At 48.3% G+C, this 20,177-nt stretch carries 17 protein-coding genes; 9 read left to right on the plus strand and 8 right to left on the minus strand.

Features of this window, described 5'->3' with window-relative positions; all coding sequences use genetic code 11:
• Positions 1-459: 459 nt before the first annotated feature.
• The 6 genes from ACYVI1_RS16635 to ACYVI1_RS16660 all read left to right on the plus strand — a co-directional run bounded on the left by ACYVI1_RS16635 (position 460) and on the right by ACYVI1_RS16660 (position 4,893).
• Entirely contained in the window at positions 460-900 is a 441-nt protein-coding gene (locus ACYVI1_RS16635; protein ID WP_460911770.1) for a response regulator, read from the plus strand.
• A gap of 145 nt (positions 901-1,045) precedes the next feature.
• A complete protein-coding gene (locus tag ACYVI1_RS16640; RefSeq protein ID WP_460911772.1) occupies positions 1,046-2,524 on the plus strand; it encodes a two-component system sensor histidine kinase NtrB in 1,479 nt (492 codons plus the stop codon).
• 285 nt (positions 2,525-2,809) lie between these two features.
• Positions 2,810-3,022 (plus strand): DUF2188 domain-containing protein, encoded by a 213-nt coding sequence (locus ACYVI1_RS16645; RefSeq protein WP_460911774.1) that lies wholly within the window; start codon positions 2,810-2,812, stop codon positions 3,020-3,022.
• A gap of 167 nt (positions 3,023-3,189) precedes the next feature.
• On the plus strand, positions 3,190-3,468 hold the full coding sequence (locus ACYVI1_RS16650) for a hypothetical protein (protein ID WP_460911775.1): 279 nt from the start codon (positions 3,190-3,192) through the stop codon (positions 3,466-3,468).
• A gap of 114 nt (positions 3,469-3,582) precedes the next feature.
• Positions 3,583-4,086, plus strand: coding sequence for a pyridoxamine 5'-phosphate oxidase family protein (locus ACYVI1_RS16655; RefSeq protein ID WP_460911777.1), 504 nt, complete (start codon positions 3,583-3,585; stop codon positions 4,084-4,086).
• Positions 4,087-4,164: 78 nt separating this feature from the next.
• Positions 4,165-4,893: a DUF3891 family protein gene (locus ACYVI1_RS16660; RefSeq protein WP_460911779.1), complete on the plus strand. Its 729-nt coding sequence runs from the start codon at positions 4,165-4,167 to the stop codon at positions 4,891-4,893.
• Between the two features lie 63 nt (positions 4,894-4,956).
• Here the strand turns inward: ACYVI1_RS16660 and glgX are convergent, their stop codons facing one another.
• The 4 genes from glgX to ACYVI1_RS16680 all read right to left on the minus strand — a co-directional run bounded on the left by glgX (position 4,957) and on the right by ACYVI1_RS16680 (position 8,840).
• The gene (gene glgX, locus ACYVI1_RS16665) at positions 4,957-7,083 is read right to left on the minus strand and encodes a glycogen debranching protein GlgX (RefSeq protein ID WP_460911781.1); all 2,127 of its coding nucleotides are present in this window, start codon (positions 7,081-7,083) and stop codon (positions 4,957-4,959) included.
• A gap of 136 nt (positions 7,084-7,219) precedes the next feature.
• Positions 7,220-7,675 (minus strand): ferritin-like domain-containing protein, encoded by a 456-nt coding sequence (locus tag ACYVI1_RS16670; RefSeq protein WP_460911782.1) that lies wholly within the window; start codon positions 7,673-7,675, stop codon positions 7,220-7,222.
• Between the two features lie 175 nt (positions 7,676-7,850).
• A complete protein-coding gene (locus ACYVI1_RS16675) occupies positions 7,851-8,015 on the minus strand; it encodes a hypervirulence associated TUDOR domain-containing protein (RefSeq protein WP_460911784.1) in 165 nt (54 codons plus the stop codon).
• A gap of 81 nt (positions 8,016-8,096) precedes the next feature.
• Complete coding sequence (locus ACYVI1_RS16680) at positions 8,097-8,840, minus strand: OmpA family protein (protein ID WP_460911786.1); 744 nt, start codon at positions 8,838-8,840, stop codon at positions 8,097-8,099.
• Between the two features lie 430 nt (positions 8,841-9,270).
• On the opposite strand from ACYVI1_RS16680, the gene ACYVI1_RS16685 reads away from it, so the two are divergent.
• Positions 9,271-10,470 carry an alpha/beta hydrolase family protein gene (locus tag ACYVI1_RS16685; RefSeq protein WP_460911787.1) on the plus strand — a complete coding sequence of 400 codons (1,200 nt, stop codon included), beginning with the start codon at positions 9,271-9,273 and terminating at the stop codon, positions 10,468-10,470.
• Between the two features lie 449 nt (positions 10,471-10,919).
• A complete protein-coding gene (locus ACYVI1_RS16690) occupies positions 10,920-12,158 on the plus strand; it encodes an alpha/beta hydrolase family protein (RefSeq protein ID WP_460911789.1) in 1,239 nt (412 codons plus the stop codon).
• A gap of 168 nt (positions 12,159-12,326) precedes the next feature.
• Here the strand turns inward: ACYVI1_RS16690 and ACYVI1_RS16695 are convergent, their stop codons facing one another.
• The 3 genes from ACYVI1_RS16695 to ACYVI1_RS16705 all read right to left on the minus strand — a co-directional run bounded on the left by ACYVI1_RS16695 (position 12,327) and on the right by ACYVI1_RS16705 (position 15,483).
• Positions 12,327-13,316, minus strand: coding sequence for a hypothetical protein (locus ACYVI1_RS16695; protein WP_460911791.1), 990 nt, complete (start codon positions 13,314-13,316; stop codon positions 12,327-12,329).
• A gap of 138 nt (positions 13,317-13,454) precedes the next feature.
• On the minus strand, positions 13,455-14,126 hold the full coding sequence (locus tag ACYVI1_RS16700) for a response regulator transcription factor (protein ID WP_460911793.1): 672 nt from the start codon (positions 14,124-14,126) through the stop codon (positions 13,455-13,457).
• 16 nt (positions 14,127-14,142) lie between these two features.
• The gene (locus ACYVI1_RS16705) at positions 14,143-15,483 is read right to left on the minus strand and encodes a sensor histidine kinase (protein ID WP_460911795.1); all 1,341 of its coding nucleotides are present in this window, start codon (positions 15,481-15,483) and stop codon (positions 14,143-14,145) included.
• 222 nt (positions 15,484-15,705) lie between these two features.
• Between ACYVI1_RS16705 and ACYVI1_RS16710 the strand changes: the two genes are divergently transcribed.
• Positions 15,706-16,098, plus strand: a complete 393-nt coding sequence (locus ACYVI1_RS16710) for a DUF1573 domain-containing protein (protein WP_460911797.1) — start codon at positions 15,706-15,708, stop codon at positions 16,096-16,098.
• A 140-nt stretch (positions 16,099-16,238) separates the two neighbouring features.
• Here the strand turns inward: ACYVI1_RS16710 and ACYVI1_RS16715 are convergent, their stop codons facing one another.
• Positions 16,239-19,892, minus strand: coding sequence for a PA14 domain-containing protein (locus ACYVI1_RS16715; RefSeq protein WP_460911799.1), 3,654 nt, complete (start codon positions 19,890-19,892; stop codon positions 16,239-16,241).
• Between the last annotated feature and the right edge of the window lie 285 nt (positions 19,893-20,177).

Consider the following 20,177-nt stretch of genomic DNA (forward strand, 5'->3'; position numbering starts at 1 on the left):
CATCAGCGTCGGTTAAGGGTGGATTATGAACGTTCGGTAAAGGTCTCCGAAGCGATGATCCAACTGGCAATGATTCGTATTATGATTCGACGTTTTTAATTTTTAGACAGCCTCTAAGACAATGAAAACCTGCGCTGGGTTTAATGGGGTTATTGAAACAACGAGTATAAAATTCCCCGATGTGTAGAACGCATCGCTCATTAAAGCCAACTAAAACGGTTATCGAACAGGAGCGAATAAACACGTTGTTTAGCCGTATCTGAAAAAGTGCCTGAAGTGGCAGGCTCAATTTTGTTCATTGACAGGACCGCGTAGTATAACGTTTTTTGTCTAATTTTGAAGAGAGGATATACTCGCTGATAAGGTTGGAATAGCCTGAAAACAAGGGGGAATTATAGTCTGAACTTACCAATGAGTAAGAAAGGCGTCTGCTGATAACCGTAACTGATCAAGACAACTATGTACCGTAAGTCTGCGTCCATGACCATTCTGATTGCCGACGATGACCTGGATGACCGCCTGTTTATGGACCAGGCACTTCGACAGAGTGGCTATACCCATGCAATTAAATTTGTTGAAGACGGAGAAGAGTTGATGCGTTACCTGCGCCGTGAGGGTAACTATACTGAGCTTAATTCACCCTGGCCTGATTTGCTGATTCTGGATTTGAACATGCCCCGCAAAAACGGGTTTCAGGCCCTTCGCGAAATTAAGGATGATCCTAAACTACGTAGACTGCCCGTAATTGTGATGACAACCTCATCGGCTGATGAAGACGTTGTAAAAACGTATAACATGGGCGTTAATTCGTTTGTGACGAAGCCGTTTAATTTCAACCGCTTAGTCGAAATGGTAGGCGCGATGAAAACATATTGGCTGGATACCGTTAAATTGCCCTAATGGGATAACCAAATGAAAGCGCTCCGCAATGCCGGACCTCGACCACCCGGCCGCACCACCGCCTAAGCGAAACCAGTATCTAACGAACTGACACAATTCTGACTAAGGACTTTGGTGATGGCTTTTAAATAACTACTCAACATTTATGACACCCGTTTTCTCCGCACCTGATAATCATGAAGCTAAAGAAACCATTCGTGTTCTGTTAATTGAAGACGATGAAGACGATTACCTGCTAACTAAGGCGTTGGTGTCGGCAAAGGAGAATACAGCCCTTAAACTCGATTGGGTCGATAGTTACGACCGTGCCATAATCGCTATTGATGAGTGCAATCACGATGTGTACTTAGTTGACTATCGGTTGGGGCATAACACCGGTACAGACCTAATTCAGGAGGCCTTCCGAATGGGGTGCCGGGCGCCCATGATCCTGCTGACGGGCCAGGATGACCTGACCGTCGATCAATCGGCGCTGGAACTTGGCGCTGCCGATTATCTGGTTAAAGGGCGGATTGATGCCCAACTGCTGGGACGAAGTATCCGCTATGCCCTGCGGCAGGCCAGCGTATTGGCCGAAGTGGCTCAGAAAGAAAACAAATACCGCTCGCTCTTTGAACGATCCATCGACGCCATTTTTGTCGCCACAGAAGACATGCGCTTTCAGGATGCAAACTCGTCGGTTGAGCACCTGCTGGGCTACAGCCGCGACGAACTTCGGGGCCTGAATCCGGCGCGGCTGTTTGCCGATTTTAACCACCTGCGCCGACTGCGCTTTACCGTGCGCGAACATGGGCAGATAAAAGACTTCGAAACAATATTGATTCATCGGAATGGGCGGAAACGCATATGCCTGATTTCCGTATGGGAGGTTGAAGACCGGGTTGGGCAACCGGAGTGGTATCAGGGCATCGTTCGGGACATTACGGATCAGAAGCGGGCACAGCAGGAACTGATTCTGGCCGAAAAACTAACAATGACCGGCAAAATCGCCAGGAGCATCGCCCATGAAGTGCGTAATCCGTTAACCAATCTTAGTTTAGCTTTAGAACAACTCAAAGACGAGCTTGATACCGATAATGAGTACGTTACGATGTTTACCGACATTATTGGCCGTAATGTAGACCGCATTGGGCAACTCATTACCGAAATGCTCAATTCATCGAAGCCCCGCGACCTCGACCGTAAAAAGCAGGATTTTAATGCCGTTGTCAGAGAAACGCTCCAACTTGTGGGCGACCGCATAAAACTCAAACGAATGCGGCTCGAAACCCAGTTCTCTACAGACAATTGTCAGGTGCTTCTCGACCGTGATCAGGTAAAAACAGCCCTGCTCAATATTCTGGTCAATGCTGTTGAAGCCATGCAGGAGACAAAAGGCATTTTGTCGGTCAGAACCAACTGCACAGACGATGGCCGGGTCTATGTAGAAGTAACCGATAATGGCGGAGGTATTACTGATACAGACCGGCAACGGCTTTTCGATCCTTTCTTCACGGGGAAATCGGGTGGGATGGGGTTAGGCCTGACCGCCACGCAGAACATCATCAATAGCCATAAAGGGTCTATTGAAGTGGAAAGCCAGGTTAATGTGGGAACTACATTTCGACTTTATTTTCCGAAGTGAGATACAGCCTATAACAGGTAACTTAAGTGGTTAACGATTGCAGCCAGTCATTTGAGAATGACTGGCATTTTTGTGGAAAAGAGTGGGTAAAAAAATACACACCCCCTTCCAGATTCTACAGTCAATAAAGTATTTCGGTAGCCTAATAATAAATTGACTACAAGTTAACGCCCTTGTAATTGATTGGTAGTTAAGTAATTACCTGTAATGGTGCGTAGCTCGGCCGGAATTTTATAGAAGTGGCACAATAAAAGCTATTATATCAGTAACCTACTATCTACAACTATGTGGTCTACCAATCACTTTCCGGCTGCCATGCGGTCGCTGAGTCCCAGTATTCGGGCTAAAGCTATCGAAATTGCCAATCAGCTTATGGAGCAGGGGCAGTTAGATACGCAGCACGTAACGGCTATCAGCGTTGATGAAGCTCGTCGGTGGGCACGCTGTAGCCACGCCGATCGGGACTGGACCGTAGCTGGTCAGCGCCCCTTTGCCTGAGTAGGATCACTCTTATTGACTTGTTGGCCATGATTTGGAAAAAATCTATCTACGATTCCCTGACCGCTTGTGCAGCCCTTTGCAATGAGTTTGCAACCGAATGCTCAAACTCAGAAGACATTGAAACGTGTTATCGCAGTATTTTTTTAAACCTCGACTGTGCCGACGTGTGTCGAAATTTGGCCATGCTTTATGTTCGTGGATCTGAAAATGCCCGGCTGCTGGCCAAAACGTGCATTGAAATATGTGAAAAATGTGCTCAGGAGGTGAGTCAGTTTAGTTCTGAGGAAAGCAGACAAGTCCATGCCAGTTGCCAGCAGGTAATTTGCAGTTGTGTAACGATCATCGACATGGGATACCAAACAGACTTAGAAGTCCGAAATCCGGCTATCACACCCGCTTCTCTGTTTTATGGTATTGACCTCCGCGAAACGCTTTATAATTAACAGCAGCCGATAGACACAGTTTGCTGTTGCACCTGGTGAAATCAGTAAATCAGATACATGTCGCTCACAAGTAGCAATTGGCTACACGGGCGGTTCTATGTCAACTTCTTTAGTATGGAAACGAAACCACAGACGAATAAGCAGTTAGAGAAAATTCGTGATATGATCGAGGATATTCGTATCGCGATGTTGACGACGGTTGATGCGGAAGGGAATTTGGTAAGCCGCCCGATGGCCTTGCTTGAGGTCGACGAACAGGGAACAACCTGGTTTTTCACCGAACGGTCGTCGCCTAAAGTCGATCAGATAGCGGCTAATTCGCACAAAGTTAACTTAGCCTTTGCTTCCGTAAGCGACGCTGCCTATGTATCCATATCGGGCACTGCCGATGAAGTGGATGATCGGGCTAAAATAGATGAACTCTGGAATCCACAGGCTAAAGCCTGGTTTCCAAAGGGTAAGGACGATCCCAATCTGGTTTTGCTGAAAGTTCATACGGATATGGCCGAATATTGGAACTCGAATGATAGCAAAATGGTCCGGTTTATTCAGCAGGCAACCGCCGTTATTACCGGCAATCCCCCCCAAATGGGCGAAAACGAAAAGGTTTATAATTAAAGGCGAACGAGCGAACGAGCGAATACACCGGCAGGCATTCGCTCGTTCACTTGTTCGCTCGTTCGCTCATTCATTTCTATGATTGTCACTCAAACCGACGGTGGCTGGCAGCTTATCCACCAACAGGCGCATGGCTTACTGGCGGTGCAACTTGCTTTGCAGTGGCATAGCCACAAACGTCCTGTTCATTGGGTTGAAACCTTAATTGCTCTGACCGAACACGACGACGGTCAGGATGCCTGGGAAGGGCAAAATCACCTGACGGAATCCGGTACTCCACTCGATTTCCAAATTTTAGCGTATTCCGTGGAACAATGCCGATCGATGATTCAGATTGGCTTGCAGAAAAGCCGCTGGAATGCCCTGATGATGTCGATGCACACATCGTTTTTATACGAACCGAAGCGTGGCACTAATAAGGCGCTGGATGTATTTCTGGATCAGCAGGTTGACAATCAACCCAAATGGCGAAAGCAGATGAAGGCAACAAAAGCTGAAGCGGTTTATGCCTATGATTTTGTTCAGTGGTGTGATGCCCTTTCACTGGTGCTGTGCCTGAATCAGATACCACCCGAAGGACGACGTTTAGAGATTAGCGTTGGCCCCGATGGTCTGTCGTACTTCATTCATCAACAAGCCGACGGTTCGGTTAGCATAGACCCCTGGCCATTCGAGACAACGTCGTTTTCGGTGCATGTCGAAACGTTTATTCTGGCGCAGGTGATCTTTAAAGATGATAAAGAACTTTATAAGGCCATTCAGAACGCACCCGTCGAGTTGAAGGAGTGGGTATTCAGCGAAAAATGATCGTCTGCTGCCCTACCTAAGCTCATCAGCCGTTGTCGCTTACGTCCGGCGCAGCGCAGAAAACTATATGAGCCGCAGTAACATTGACGAGCGAGCTGATACATTGACGGGTCGCCCACCCTTAATCGGTGTCGAATCCGGGTAAGCCTTACTTGTGGCTGTATCGACAATAATCTCCCAGGCCAAATGCCTGCGGCTGATTTTGGGGAGCATAAAGGGAATATCCTCCCAATAAGCATTCAGAATCCAGATCAGTTGCTCCGGTCCGCCGTTGCGGTCACCAATGTTCTGTCCGTCTTCAGTTTGTTCAGTCACCCGCAGACCATCCATGAATAAAGCTAAACAATGCGTATGCGGATTATCCAGATCATCAGTAGTCATTTCATTACCCTCGGGCCGTAGATAAGCCACCTGCTCACTGCCAAAAAAACGCCGTCGGCTCAGCAGCGGAATAGCCCGGCGCAAGGCCGTCAACTGGCACGTAAAGTCAAACAGCGCCTGCTGCTGCTCGTTCCAGTGCCAGTTCATCCAGCTAATTTCGCTATCCTGATTATAGCCGTTGTTATTACCCTGCTGGGTTCGCCCGCATTCGTCGCCCATCACCAGCATTGGCGTACCCTGACTAAGCAGCATAGTGGTCAGGAAGTTCCGTTTCTGACGCTCGCGCAGTTCGTTGATAGCGGGGTCGTCGGTAGGGCCTTCGACTCCACAGTTCCAGCTTAGGTTGTCGTTGGAGCCATCGCGGTTGTCCTCGCCATTAGCTTCGTTATGTTTCTCATTATAACTCACTAAGTCGTTAAGCGTAAAGCCATCGTGCGCCGTAATCAGATTGATGCTGTTGGCCGGTGAGCGGCCATCATTGGCATAGAGATCGGGACTGCCCAGCAGGCGGGTGGCGGTTTCGGCGGCTTTGCCCTCGTCGCCCTTCCAAAATGCCCGAAGTGTGTCCCGATATTTGCCGTTCCACTCCGACCAGCCTACCGGAAAACCACCAACGTGGTAGGAATGAATATCCCAGGGTTCGGCAATGAGCTTCACATGCGCCAGAATCGGATCCTGCGAAATAGTATCTAAAAACGACGAGACAGTGCCCAGTTCCTCATCAGTACGAATCAGGGCCGATGCCAGGTCGAACCGAAACCCATCGACGTGCATGTCCGTCACCCAATAACGGAGGCTGTCCATAACCAACTGCAACACGCGCGGATGGGTCAGGTTAAACGTGTTACCCGTACCGGTATAGTCCATGTAGTATTCAGGCTTATTGCCGACCTGATGGTAATAAACCCGGTTATCAATTCCCTGAAAGGAAAGCATCGGGCCGAATTGATTTCCTTCGGCGGTGTGGTTATAGACTACATCCAGAATGACCTCGATGCCAGCCGCGTGCAGGCTTTTCACCATCTGCTTGAATTCAGTTACCTGCTGTCCGGCCATACCCGAGGACGAATAGGTATTCTGAGGAGCAAAGAAACCGATGCTGTTGTAGCCCCAGTAGCTTTCGTCGGTAAACTGATGTACGGGAAGCAATTCGACGGCTGTAATGCCAAGTTTTTTAAGGTAATCGGTACTCTCGGGCCTGCCAAGCCCGGCATACGTACCCCGAACGGCGGCATCCATTGTGGGGTGACGGTATGAAAAACCTTTAACGTGCAGCTCATAAATAACGGAACGGTGTAGCGGGATGGCGGGCGCGGTGTCATCTTCCCAATCGAACGAGCTGTCAACAACCACACTTTTGGGTATCGTTGGGCCACTGTCTTCAGTACTCATGGATAGATAACGCTCAGCCTCTTCCAGTGAAGGAGATGCATACTCATAAGCTAACCAGGCCTTGTTATGATTGAAGGGCGCGTTAATGGCACGGGCATAGGGGTCAAGCAGTAGTTTATGCGGGTTGAAAAAAAGACCCAACTGGGGTTCATAGACCCCATCGGCCCGGAAACCGTAAAGCTGGCCTGGCTGTAGGCCTTCGAGGTAAATATGCCATACAAGATTGGTACGCTCTATGATGGGAATGCGTGCCGTTTCCTGCCGGGCATCTTTCGGGTTAAACAGGCAAAGCCAAACGGCTGTTGCGTGTTCGCTGAATAGGGTAAAGTTGACTCCTTCGCCGTCGAAGGTAGCACCGAGTGGGTAAGGTTTTCCTGGTTTCGACTGGATGGCGTCAGGGGAAGGGGTTGCTTTCACTTGTTTAGTTATGATGTGCTCGTGGTGGAATAATGGATGTCGAAATAAACTTCTGTAGAGAACGATTGTTTCGACATTCTGTGAACACAAAAAAGCCCGCCCCCAACGGAGACGGGCTTTCCAATCCCACCATTCACTACACTACCAAGGCCAAACGTGCCATTGTAGAATTGGCCGTGTCGATGCTCTGTTTCTGGCGGAGCAATAACTCGCGGGTGCTGGCCACTAAATCAGTTTCCTGTAGCACCGAATTATATTCGTTAAGCGCTTCCTGATCGCCCCGATGGCATTCCTCTACAGTTGCTTTGTCGTCGTTAGAAGTAAATGTAGATTTGATATTTATCCAGGCCCGGTGCAGATCGGCGGCAAGACTGGTGCCTCCGTCCGATTCTCCACCCAACGCTCGTATTTCGCGATCTAACTCACCTGCAAATTCGGCCCGTTGCCGCGACTGTGTTAAAAACAGACTTTTCAGTTCGTTGTCCTTTACGTTCTCTGCAGCCTCCTGATAGCCTTTTTCGGCGTCATGATTGCGGGTTAGTAGTCGGCTTAATTGTTCGAGGATTTCGCCCCTGGTTTCCTTTACATTCATAACGTTGCTGGTTTAGTTGTGTTGATTTGGTGAAAGATTCATAACGTTTCGTGTTGAGCAAATCAGAAAGTGTACGCTTTATTAACTACCTGTTTAGTGGCCCTGGAGCCTTACCCTGGGTATTTTACCGCTTTTTAGCGACCTCACTGGCCGACTTCACAATTCGTTTACGGCCCTATTTGATAACTAAAGCGGGCTCTTCGGCTGAGCCTTTGCGTTTTACAACTGCGCCCTGCACCTTTCGTTCCACATTTTCCGTATGAACTTCGGCAACAGTACCGCTGGCTTTGCCTTTTCCATAGTTCCAGCTCACGTCATCGCCTTTTTTTAGAGTCTCCATTGGGCATGTAGTTAGAAGTTCATCGAGAACAGGTAAATCCGGTGATTAAAAAATTTGTTTTTAATCACCGGATTTATTTACCTACTCATCAAGTTTGCCATCTTTGGCATCGCGCTGCATTTGTTTATTGGCAAATACGGCAACATCGACCCGGCGATTTTTTCGGCGACCGGCTTCGGTCGAGTTATCGGCAACGGGTTGAGCCTCGCCATACCCTTTTTCATCAACACGCGACGTTTTCACACCCTGTGTTTCCAAAAAACTACCTACGGCATCGGCCCGCTGCCGGGACAGGTTCAGATTGTGCTCATCTGACCCCGTAGCATCTGCGTGTCCCTCAATCCGAATGTCGGTATCTTCGTATTTATTCAGCGTCTGAGCAAATTCAGTAAGCTGTTGTTTCGTTTCAGATTTCAGCGCGTAGGAGTCCACATCGAACAGAATATCTGACCCGAATGTAATTTTGATGCCTTCGCCAACGCGCTCAACCTGAGCATTTGGCATTTGGCGTCTCATTTCTTCGGCCTGCTTGTCCATTCGGCGTCCAATAACAGCGCCAGCGGCACCACCTACCGTTGCGCCCAGAATCGCCCCCATAACCGTGTTTCCTTTTGCTTTACCAATCATGGCACCCGCAACAGCCCCACCGGTAGCGCCAACGATAGCCCCTTTCTTTGTTTTATTTAATGAGCTTTGCCTGTCGCTTCTGTTATTGACTGACTGTTTGGATGACTTACAACTTGTTAACCCATTGCCCGATAGAAGACCAGCAGCCAGTAGTAGGGTGAGTGACTTCATTCCGACAGATTTCAGTTGACTATTCATAGTGTTGTGAACATTTGGTACTGCTCTTAGACTACCAAACCCTGTACCAGTTTAAAACAGAGCGTGCTGGCGGCTAAGTAATATTTAGGTAAGTCGTTTATAATCAGCAGTATAACTCGATTATAGACTGATTGATTATTGTTATATCAAACATATAAATCAAGTAGTTTAATAGAGTAATCGGGAAGAACTGTGCCTATTGTTGTGGAGTAGACTCCACAGAAATTGGGACAACGACCGGTTTAAACGAAAAAACAGGACTGTAATTTTGAAACACCTTATTGCGGTTCAGTTGGGTAGTATCATTATAGAGTTGATAGTGACGTAATTACGGCTCTGTCTACGCAACAACTGACTGCTACCGCGAGTAGACGAAAACCGGACTATAAACGTTAAAAATAGACCAAATACAAGGCTTTATTCCCGCTCCATGTTAACTATAAAGGCAATAATTACCGGGTTCTTCGTGGGTTGTTTGCTACTCGTGGCACCTACCGGCTGCAAAACGTCGGGAACGAATGACCCTGTCCCCTCACTCCAAACCAGGACGCTGGTTGGCAGTTCGCTAATCGGCGCGTATTCAACCGATCAGTTGCGTACCCGGTTTAGTGGGGCAACAGCTCTGTTTCAGATTTTCATTCGACATGGCATCAAAGCCTATCGATTGGAGTACAACACCACAAATACGGATGGCAAATCAATAAAAGCATCGGGCGCGCTTATCGTGCCGGATGTAACATCACCCTCGCCCATGTTAAGTATGCAGCATGGTACCATCACGAGCGATAATGATGCTCCCTCAAATTTTCAGTCGGGGAGCGAAGCCTACACATTTGGGTCAGTGTTTGCTTCACAGGGCTACATTATTGCTGCGCCGGACTATATTGGTTATGGCGCGTCGAAAGATGTGCCGCATACCTACGAGCATCGAAGCGGATTAGCGACGGCATCTCTCGATATGCTGCGAGCCGCCCGCGAGTTTTTGAGCGACCAGAAACTCAACTGGGATGGCCGATTGTTTATCGCCGGTTATTCGGAAGGAGGCTACGCAACTATGTCGTTGCAAAAGAAGATAGAGGAAGAAACGGGCAGCGAGTTCAATTTAGTGGCATCCAGTTGCGGAGCGGGCGCTTATGACAAACCCGCATTCATGCGGCAGATTATTAATCAGCAGTCCAGTGCCGAACCTGCCATTAACCGGTTGTATGTATGGGTGTTGCTAACCTATGACCGAATCTATGGGTTGAATCGTCCAACAAGTTATTACTTTAAGGAACCCTATGCAGCTCAGATTGCCGCTCAGGGTAAAGATGCGCCTATTAGAGCCAGCCTAAGTTCGGTTTTCACGGATAGTTTTAAAAAGGCAATCAATGAGGGAACGGATAAAGATTTTCTGGCGGCTGTCCAGGATAATGATATTCACGACTGGAAACCGCGAACCCCTACTCAATTGTATCATGGCGATGCCGACGATACAGTGCTATACCTGAATTCAACAAATACTCTGGAGGCTATGCAGAAACGTGGTGCAACAAACGTTGAACTGAAAACCTTGCAGGGGGCTAATCACGCGACGGGAATAGTGGGATTTATTACGGGCACTTATACCTTCTTCGGCGCACTTCAGTAACCGTTTTTTTAGCACCGATGCATATGTGTCCGGCTTTATCCGATGAGGGTTATGCCCGCACTTGTTCGGGCAGATACTGATAAAACTAAATTTGCCCGTTAATAGCCAGGTGCTTGTGTATTAAGTAATAACACCGTTTAATAAACAAAATTTGATTAAAACAGGGAGAAATAGCAACATAAGTGAAATATGTGTCTATTTTTATAGAAAAGGTATTAAAAAAATAGAATATGTTACTGTATAGAGATATGTATTAACAATTTATTTTTAGGGAACTGGCTCGTTTTTCTTAACTTTGCATAAGAGCTACATATAAATAGCTGTATATGAGAATGTTATTTATTTTTTGCATTTTTTTAAGTTATTGACCGGTAAGCAAACAAAAATGAGTAACAATCCCTTAAGCACTACGTTTACCAACTTCAGTTAACTCACTCACTCCCTCACTTATGAGATTATCTATCAAATCAATCCTTGTGTTGCCGCTTGCCAGTTGTATGTTACTAATGGCATCGGCCAGTTGCAAAACATCAGAAACGACTGAGCCCACCCCTACCCCAACTGATGTCACCTCCACTGATACTGTGTTGTCGGGCCGAACCGGAGTATTAGTTAGTGGTACACTCATTGGCGATTATTCACCTGACCAATTACGTAACCGATTTACGGGTTTAATCGCCAAGTATCAGCCTTTTGTGGTATATGGTACTAAGGTTTACCGGCTGGAATATAACACGACGGATACGGATGGAAAGCCTGTTAAAGCATCGGGTGCGCTGCTTGTGCCAACTGTAGCAACGCCCTTGCCTATGCTAAGCATACAACATGGCACAATCACAGTCGAAGCAGATGCTCCCTCATACTTTAAGCCGAGCAGTGATGCTTACTCATTTGGTTCCGCATTTGCCTCTCAGGGCTACATTGTTGCCGCACCGGATTACATTGGCTATGGCGCATCGAAAGCATTAGAGCACCCCTATGAGAATCGCAATGGGCTGGCCACTGAATCACTCGATATGCTCCGGGCTGCCCGTGAATTTATCAGTAGTCAACGGATTAATTGGGACAAACGCCTGTTTATTGCCGGTTATTCGGAAGGTGGTTATGCCACACTGGCCTTACATAAAAAAATAGAGGAAGAAACGGGCAGTGAATTTAATCTGGTAGCTTCCAGTTGTGGGGCTGGCGCCTATGACAAACCGGCCTTCATGAACATAATCCTCAATCAGACAACAATGGCTGATCCGGGCGCCAACAGGCTTTATATCTGGACATTATTGACCTACGACCGAATTTACAAGCTGAATCGCCCAATGTCCTTTTATTTTAAAGAGCCTTACGCTACCCAGATTGCCGCATTGGGTAGAGAGGTAGTCATTAAGGCCAGCCTGAGTTCGATCATGACGGATAGTTTCAAAAAAGGAGTCAATGACGGGACCGACAAGGCTTTCGTGGCGGCTATAAAGGATAATGACATTCATGACTGGAAGCCCCGAACCCCCACGCAGTTATATCATGGCGATATCGACGAAGTGGTGCCTTATATCAATTCGAAGAACACCTACGACGCTATGAAGAAACGTGGCGCGTCAAACGTGGAGTTAAAAACATTGAAAGGTGCTGGTCATGCGGGGGCTGCTTCTGGTTTCACCAGTGGCACCTATGACTTCTTCGGTGCAATTCAGTAACCGTTTCTCTCATACAGGTATTTCCGACCAGGCTTTCCTGCTGGTACATTAATGCAGAAGGGCGTGAACTGATGAGTTCACGCCCTTCTGCATTAATGTACCAGCAGGAAAGCCTGGTCGGAAAGTGTGGTGCAAATAGAGTTAATTGAAGAATTAGCCCTTGGTAAATCAATTAACCGTCACAATGGTATAGGCGGCCTGATGTGGTTGTCGCGCTTGTGTGCCTATGGTTGTTCGGGCGTGGTCGTCGTCATGAATGAGCAGAAGCCGATTCTTGTCTAATGGTGTAAGGTCTTCTGCCTTATGACCGAAATGCAGGGGTTTGCCCCCGGCGTCGCGCATGAGGCTGAAAGGCTTGTTGGCATATAGGTCGTCGGGGCTAATGGTCCAGAGGTAAGCATCCAACTGCCCCTTGAACTCCAGGGAGGTTAATAACCAGAACTGCCCCCGATAAGGATCATATTCCAGACTCGACAGGGCAAGAGGCCGGGGCAGGGTCGAATCGGCTTTCGCTATGTCGAAGTCAGCGATGAGCTTCCAGTCGTCGGCCAGTCGAATTCGTTCGCCATCCCCGGTTTTTTCGACCTGGTAGGATACACCAATAATTTTTGCCCGGTGCTTGAAATCATCGTAGCTCTTTCCATCTTCCCGAATGCCGAACAACAACAGCCGGTCGGTAGCGGCCAGTCCCTCAATTTTAAAATACGGCATAGATCCCGGAAATTCGTCAGTGGCCAGTAGCTGGGCAATCCGCTGTCGATAGGCAATTGATGTCTGGCTGGTATCATCGGGAGCCAGAACGCGTGGGTGTTGTTCGTCGCCGGCAGGCCAGTACAAAATGGTATTATACCCATCCCAATCGTGACTACCCGCCTTAACGCGGTCGAAAGCCGTGGTTAGGAAAACAAACCGACGGTCGGGCGTTTGGGCAAAATCCTCGTACTTGCGGGTTGCTGAATAAACGGGCCGCGTCAGGTAGGTTGGCGATTGAGTCGAATCGGTCAGCGTATCGGGCGTTTTCATAAACACCGGACTCTGGCCGGGCGGCATCTCTTTATCGTTGGCAAAGAACAGATTTTTCCCATCGAACAAAACGGCTGACGCTTCGCACCATACCGGCTGGCCATTGAGGGAAGTGCCCGATTCGAAGCAATTCAAAAAACCTTCCTGAGTAATAGTAGCCGTGGTTAAGGTAGAATCTGTTGGGAGTTTAACAGTTCTACAGCCGTAGGAGACCACTAAAGCGGTCAGTACAAAAACAGGGAGCCGGTAGTTCATAAGCGCAAATTTCGCAGATTATTGGCGCAAAATGAAGCCGACACCATGCACATTGTCAATCCGAATGCTGGGGTCGTTGGCAAGCCGTTTGCGAAGCCGCGAGATGAACACATCGAGACTGCGGCCCATAAAGTAATCATCATCACCCCAAACGGCCCGGAGTAGTTCGTCGCGCCGAACGAGTGTATTGGGCCGGTCAAGGAGGTAAGCCATGACGTCGGCTTCGCGGTGGGTAAGCAGTTGCGTTTGCCCGTTGAGGGAAAGGGTTAAATTGTGCCGGTCGAGCAACGACGGTGTAAGGGCATACTGTTGAGCCGTTGTGGTTGTTCGGCGCAGAAAAACATTGATTTTTAGGATCAACTCCTCAATACTAAAGGGTTTTGTCAGGTAGTCATCGGCCCCAAGCCGCAATCCCTGCAGACGGTCTTCTTTGTTGGTCAACGCACTCAGAAACAGGATTGGTACGTGGGTGTTAATCGTGCGGATCTGGCGGGCCAGGGTGAAACCATCGCTTTGCGGCAGCATTACATCCAGCAAACACACATCGAACTCACCCACTTGAAACATGGCCCAGGCATCGGGACCGTTGACGCAGTGTGTAACCGCAAACGGCACATTTTCGAGTGTATCGCGAATAACGAACCCTAAATTAACGTCGTCTTCAACCAATAGAATGCGAGCAGTTTTCACGGGCGGAAGAGCATTTTTAAAGGCGGAAAAGTGACTGGAATGCCCAACCGGAGCGAAAGCGCGAGAGATGTTTCGCCAGCTTTTCGCGCTTTCGCTCCGGTTGGGCATTCCAGTCACTTTTTAATAAAGGACATAGTACCGAAAACGTACTTCCCTGGCCCAACTCACTGTCGAGCGTTAGGTGCCAGCCATGCGCCCGAACCACTTGCCGAACATAGTACAGCCCTAAGCCAAACCCTTTCACATTGTGCGTATGACCCGACGGGACGCGAAAAAACTGCCGAAAAACAGCCTTCTGATAGTCCGGTGCAATACCGATGCCATTATCACGCACCGACCAGATTAATTTACTCCCTGAGGTATGTGTGCTTAGTTGTACAGAAGGCGATTTGTCACAATATTTCAGGGCATTATCAATCAGGTTCGATAAGGCGGTCTCTACATGATAGCGATCCGCCATCAGCCGTGCATCGGGTGCCGTCAGATCGAGTGCTACATGCGGTGAAAAGGCAAAAGCAGCGCTGGTCATAAGTTCATGAAGGTCAACTTCAGTTGGCTCAAGCCCGAAGCCGGTTCGCTCAGAACGAGCCAGTTGCAAAATAGAATTAACTTGTTTTTGTAATCGTTTGCTTTCTTCGCCCAACACGCGAACATACTGTCGTAACCGATCGGGTTGCTGCATAATACTCTCCGACTGGAGAACATCGGCGGCAATACGAATTGTGGAAACAGGGGTTTGGAGTTCATGGGTGATGTTGTTAATAAAGTCGCGCTGCACCTCCGTGAACCGCCATTGCTTTAATACTACGGTGAGTGTGTAGCCAAAGAAAGTCACGACCAATAGTACTGCTACAGTTGACCATAGCCAGCCGCTCAACTGTCCAGCCACAAACCCCGACTGGTTTGGGAATCGGATGCCAAAATAGTACGTATAGCGGGGAAACTTGGGCAGTGTCTGACTGCGGGATTTAGTCAGTCCGGGTCCACTCGTGCTAATATAAGCGCCATAGACCATGCGGTCGCTTTCGCAGTTATAAATGCCATATTCATAATCGGTGATCAGGTTATGGGCCTGTAATGACTTCTGAATCAAGGACTCGAGCGTGACCGGGTCAATTGGGGCGTCGGTATTGACGATAAAATAATCGGCAGACAATTGCGTAACGGCGTATCGATTCAAGATGAAGTGATTGAGCCGGGCTACTTCATCGGCCACGTCCTGAAGGGCAATAAACGCCGACTGCCGGAACTGCCGTTCGCGCAGAGCGTAGGCATTCCGCACCCAAACTGCCTGCGCGGCCAGGATGCCAATAATGGACAATACGGATAGAACGACAAGCAACCGTAAGCGCGGCATTTGCAGAGGGCGAAGGGGTGAACGAGCGCAAAGCCGAACAGCGTTTCGCCAGCTTTTTGCTCGTTGATTAACCAAAGTTACTACTTGAACGCGCGCCTGAAAATCATTAACAACTCATTAACAAACGTTAGGAAACGTTTAACAGGCGGGTAGGAGAGGAGGTAGTACGTTTGTGGTGTCGCTTGATTGAGCGGCTATAGAAACCATTAATTCATTTTCCGTATGAAACGTACTCTCTTTTTTGCTTCTCTGGTGTTGCTGGCTGCCTCTATGGCCATGACTGTTCCGGCTGCCGTGTTCAACTGGCGCAATGCCACCCATGATTTCGGGCGTATTGTTCAGAGCAAACCTGTTACGGCTGAATTTGTGTTTACCAACAAAGGTGAACTGCCCCTCCTGATTAGTCGCGCTCAGGGTTCCTGTGGCTGCACTGGTGTCGACTATCCGAAAGCGGCTATTATACCCGGTCAGTCAGGAACCATAAAAGCTACATTCAATGCGGCTTCGCTGGGCACGTTCAACAAATCGGTAACGGTTGAGTCAAATGCAGACGGGGGAGTAACAGTCCTGTATTTTAAAGGCGAAGTTGTTAAGGAAGCTGGGGCCGCTCAGTAAAAACAAAGAGCCGGGCTACTAAACCCGGCTCTTTTAAACCTAATCAAGGCGTGTTAATGTCAAAAACTGGTTTGTCAACACAGCCCAATGGAGTAGGGTTACGTTTCTTTCCTGAGATTAACGAACGGGTTGTCTGCTACTTACTGTTTTATAAACCTTGACATCAACAGTCGCGCGCCAGCCTTATACTTTATGAAATATACCCCTCCCGTCAGGGAGCTGACATCCAGAGAGGTTCTGGTACTACCAGCCTTAAGGGTACAGCTTTTCACCACTTTACCATCCGTTGAAACAATTGTTAAGGAGCCTTCCTTCACAATAACAGGATGCTGCACCTGCAAGTCAGCCCGTACCGGATTTGGAAACGTAACAATTTTCGCTTCTTTGCCTTCTGGATTGTGCGTGAAGAGTTGAGCACTGAAGCCGGAATCGCTGACACTAAAGACCGGGCTTTCAACTGTCTCGCTTTCTGGTCGGCCAGGGACTCCTTTTGCTTTAAACTTCCAGTAGCCAGCCGGCCGATCTACATTACCTACCTCAATGAGGCCCGTATAGGCTTTGTATGCTCCTCCATTTTCACTAACTATAATCGCCGACGTACCCAGGGTATGATCCGCGTCTAAGGTGTTTCGCGTATCGTCCTCGCTGAGGACAGGCTTTGCTGCTGGCATTATAGCCGTTTTGAAGGAGAACCGCATATCTGCCATAGCCATTATGTGTTCCCTGTTGGTTTGGCTAGAATACAGCACCCTCAGCGTTTTAGGCTGCTCCCATTTACTGGTCGGGTCCAATAAAGTAGCGGTTACCGGCGCATAAGGCCCATATTGAATGGTTACTCCACTGCTCTTCACAGTTATAGAAAAGGGCTGTAAGGTGGTTGTTAGTTTATTCAGCGTATCTCTGTGTGCCTGAGCCACTACCTGGTCGTTTCCATACAGCCGAACGGTAGGGAACGGACTGTAGTTTCGTTTCATGCGGGCGATGGGTTTGCCATCTACGTCCAGAATTTCAAAATACCCTTTGTCTGTTGTCGTTTCGTGATCCCAGTCGTCTTTAGGCCAGGTTAGCCTTCCCGTTACCGACCATTCAGTAAAATTACTGGGCGTACCTAAATCACGCGTAACCGTTGCCGTTAAGCCATTTGCCACCGGTCTCAACTCGACATGCAAATCGGGATTTGCCCGATTAAGCGTTTGAACATTGGTAGCAACCTTCCAATAGTCTGAATTACTCACCCTATATTCAGTAACAGGGTCTCGATTCCAGCCATACATACCATTTTCAAGCGTACTGTTGAAGCGTAGACCTTCCATCAAATCAGCACCAGCAGATCGGTCTGGTGCGATGGCAGGATATAGATTGGCGGCAGAAATTTTTTGCTTAGGTTGTCTCGTGCTTGACCAGGATAGCGAGATCCCACTATCTCGGTTTTTGTTCGTGTATTCCAGTTCTATAAAATAGTTCTTGCCAGCCTCAAGGGAGATTGCCTTGCTATACGTATTATTCTTGTTGTTGTTCCAATTATCTATCAGAAGCCCTCCATCAAGCCACAACCGTACTCCGTCGAAGGTATTTAAGAAAAACGTATAGTTTTCTGAAAAAGAGGGCTGAACATAACCCTTCCAGCGAACGGAGAAATTATCTGGATTAGACAGGGCTGTACCGGGCGGAATTTGAGCCTTCCAGTCAAAATCTACGATAGAGTCAACTCGTGTTGTTTTAATGTTGAAATTATTCAAATCAGACCCTTCGATGTAGTCGGCTGTGAGGCCATGTACGTTCGATGGGTTGTTGAGGTTAATCGGAATAATCTGTTCTTCTATACTATTCAGATTGCTGATTTTCCAGCGATGAATGCCCCCATGCTGGCCTTCGTCGGCATGGTATACATAGTACTCATTGCCAACTTTAGTAACGCCCCAAACAAGCGAATTGCCTGCATAACCCGGGTAGGACTTCTCAGTACGAATATCGGACCCTACTACCCCAAACTGACCAACATACAGGCCATTATCGTAAAAATGATTGTACTTATTCGTTTGTATACCTTTCCAGAACTCACCATTATACCCCCAGAATATGCTTCGTTCCAACGTTGTTACGATGTTTCCGGCATATTCCACGCTGTTGCCTATATCGTAGGCCCCGTCGGCCGGGAAGGCTCCCCCGTAGTTTTTGGTTGTGGATTTCGACGTTTTCCACAACCACTTGCCGTTTTTCAGCCCGCCGAGATGATAGCCCATGCCGCGTAAATAGCCACCTAATACGTCCCCGGTTTCGGGAGCAAAGGTCACCATCACATTATTCGACGTGTATTGATCAGCGTTCCAGCCGCCCGTTGCGTGACCTATTGGGTCGGTCGTAGTGACAGCAGGGGTTTTTTCTACTACCACTGCCGGGCCGAATATGGGGTTGTTGTTACTATCAAAAACAGTCACTGGCCTGCGTTTGAACTGCGCTACTTTTCCTACTTCGCCACTCGTGGTGCTCCAGAGGGACCCATCCGCGTATAAAGAAAATCCCTCTTCATTCGCTGGAAAAGTAACACCCGTGTACCGAATCCCCGTAGGCGCATACTCGATAAGTTCGTAAGTGCTGCCATAACGAATTATATTGTACGTTCTGCCATTGCTAAGAGTTGTTATATTACGGGTCCTTTGATACTGACTATCTTTCGTTCCGTTAACCTTCCAACTCCAGTTACGCTTTAATTTCCAGGAACCATTACCGGCTTGAAGCGGCTTGGTATAATCAACTTCAAACTCAAGGTAGTTGCAAAAAACACGCCCAGGACTGCTCCGATTTACAGCGGCCTGGTAGTGGTAGCCTGCATTTAGTATTTCTTCGACGACCGTTGTCCGGTTCGCCCCAAAATGAATCAGTCGTTGATTCCCCATATCACCCAGCCACATGGAACCATCTGCCAGGATGTTCCCGAAGGCAACATCAAAGTTGTCGCGCAGACCAGACCGCCACTCTTTGGCCGACCGAAACAGGAATTTATCATACGTTACATCCGGCGATGTGGAATAACTCCCTGGTTTTCCAACCGTCCAGAGAAGTTGCCCGGTCAGGGTAGAATAGCCTTTATAGACGTGGTTAGTACCCCCGTCGCCAACCAGCACCGTGCTGTTACTGGGTGATACCTGAACGGACAGTGGTTCAGACAGGCCTGAAAGGGTCATGTTAGGTCCAGACAAGGTTCCATCCGCATTGATAGTGTGTCTGGTAACCTTATTATTCTGTACCATCCATAATTTATCGTTTTTATCTACGTATAACGAGCGTGGGGCACTGTATTTCAACGCTCTCACCAGCGCGCCCGTCGTCTTGTTCAGAACGTGAATACTGTTGTTTTGGAGCCTTGCTACGAAAATGTATTTGCTTGATGCGGCAATACCCAGAATAAAAGCGTTGGCATCTCCCGTTGCTTCATCGACCACACTGGCATAGCGCCTTCCATAAGTGGAACTATACGGCCTGCCGGCTGAAAAATTTACCTCGGCGCCGGTCGTGATCGAAGTAGCCCAGATGCAGCTAACCCCCTTTCCGGTATCGTAACCACTCCAGTAGATGGTATTTGCATCGTTGCACAGCGCGTTCGACATCAATCCTGATCCTCTAATGTCGTTCGGATTGGTCCAGATTTCTTCCATAATATTGGGCGTCGTAAGCTTAAATTTACGCTGCGACGGGTGGCCCTCGGCATATCCTGTTACGAAGTACCCATAATTGCCAATAATTCGGAGGTCGAATATTCGGTCAGTCCAATTGTGGACTGTCTCACCAGACATATTTGTTGACGTATTTCCAACTACACCCTCCCACTTATAAGATACATTGTTGGACAGTAATCGTATGTCATAATTATCATTCTGAACGAGCCTGCCGTCATCATCGGTTTGATCCCAGGTCTGCGTGTATGTGCCCGCCGGATATGTTTTACCACCCCAGAGAGTTCTTAGTAAGGTTCCATCTTTTGCAAATACGCCCGCACTCGTCGTGGCGCCTGCACTTAACGAAAAAGTAAAGGAAACGTCCTTAGGCGTAGTGCCTTGAGCCAGGCTCTGTGTCTTCCC

This window comes from Spirosoma areae (assembly GCF_054781775.1).